General features: G+C 52.3%; 2 protein-coding genes and 1 pseudogene. All 3 read right to left on the bottom strand.

The annotated features are described in order from the left end of the window. Positions 1-242: pseudogene (locus DBR24_RS04690) on the bottom strand (hypothetical protein); the annotation flags it as partial. Between the two features lie 43 nt (positions 243-285). Further along, positions 286-642 (bottom strand): DUF6572 domain-containing protein, encoded by a 357-nt coding sequence (locus DBR24_RS04685; RefSeq protein WP_128614052.1) that lies wholly within the window; start codon positions 640-642, stop codon positions 286-288. Between the two features lie 10 nt (positions 643-652). Beyond that, the coding region (locus tag DBR24_RS04680; protein ID WP_128614051.1) for an S-type pyocin domain-containing protein at positions 653-1,630 on the bottom strand (978 nt) is incomplete at its 5' end.

Raw genomic sequence — 1,630 nt, 5'->3', positions numbered from 1 at the left:
GCCACGCGCCGTTCAAACGGTGTTGCTAAGACCTTGCGAACCCATGTGTCGTGAGATTGCCCGCCATAGATTCCCTGAAAGTCGATGAACTCAAGTGCGGTCATTGCTTCCCGGTTGAATGCTGCCACCTGACTCTGGGTTTGTTCTTCGTGCCCGCAATCAATTTCTTCTGCAAGCATCGTCAATCGAGCAACCAAGGGTTCATCCAGCACCGGTGGCATTAAGTCAGGGCGAAGCTTCATAGTTTTCTCCTTGAGCAATCCGCTAGCCTTTGGACACGGGTAGTCACATTTTGCGAATTTTCTCGCTTTCTTTCAGCACGAACTCAAAGCCTATACCTGCACCTTTCAGAAGGTCAGTGACTCGGTCTACAAAGGTTTCGCCTTGTGCTGGCAGCTCATACAAACCGTTAACTCGGATGATTGGTAGCTTGTCTTTCGCTGGCGGGTAGCTTTCCAGCAGCTCTCCGCTCTCAATGAAAGCAACGTAGCTGTTGATCTTTTCTTGAAGCAGTAGCAGGTGTTCGCCTTGTTGCGCTTTATCACCCCACTCAAGGTGGTCAGTGATTACCAAAATAACGTTTTCAGGCTCCCACTCGGGCACCGCAATAATATCGACGACTTTTGTTTCGGTGATGGACATGTCTGCTCCCTCAGAGGGTTGGGTCGGGTCGAATGATGTCAATTCTTGTAGGTGGAATTCTGGTGCCTCCGGGGAAGCCGGGTTTTCCTTTACCTACAACCGTACCCCCCGTTTTCTCAATTTCAGAAAAGGCCGATTTCTGATTCTTGGTCAATGGCGCTGTATCGGATGATTTGCATTCGACACATGAGATTTCACCGTCAGCGTCTCGCCCAATAATATCAACTCGGGTTTTAACTCCGTTGTCGGCTTTAATTGTAATCTCGCGGGCTGCCTCGGGTCTGGTTTTGCTGTACTCCTCGAAGGATTCGTCTTCGTACTCTTTGCCTCTCTGCTTGTTCTTTTGCAGTTGCGTGCTAAGCACGATGTAGAGTGGCTCAATGCCCGAGTCAGGGAACCAGATAATCGCATCCTGGAACTCAGGAGGATGTGCAGGGTTTGCCAACACCGTGTCAGACCGTGCTGTCGGCGGATACACCCAGGCAGATGGCAACTGTGGGGCACCTTCAAGTGCAGGAATACCCAGTACACCATCACCACTTTCTGTTGGCGTCCACGTCAGGCCAATTCCGTTGCCAATGTCAGCAACGTATTTCTCCCCGACCTTCTCACCCCTGATGACTGGAACGTTTTCCCATTCCGGTTTACCACCCGTGTAGAAGCCATAAACGTCAACGGAGCCGTCCGGCAACGTCTTCACGTTGAAACGGACACGAGAGCGGCCAGTTTCAAGTGTTGCGTACTGATCGTTCGTGTAGAAGGCGCTGTCTGGGGAAATGCGGGTGTTTGGTATCAGCATCCCAACCATGCCCGTTACGAAGCCCGCAGCAACCACACTTGTTCCTGTCAGTAGACCCAGTGACAGTGATCCGCCAAGACGTTGAGCAATTGCACTGCCGTTGGCAGACCCTGCCACCAGTTGCAGTGGGGTGCCTTGCGCTGTGATTGCTGCGCCGGTGCCAAGCACAGCCCACAGTCCGTATTCGGC

The sequence above is a fragment of the Pseudomonas sp. HMWF006 genome (genome assembly GCF_003061205.1).
Classification (GTDB): domain Bacteria; phylum Pseudomonadota; class Gammaproteobacteria; order Pseudomonadales; family Pseudomonadaceae; genus Aquipseudomonas; species Aquipseudomonas monsensis.
This window is presented reverse-complemented; position numbering and strand designations above follow the sequence as displayed.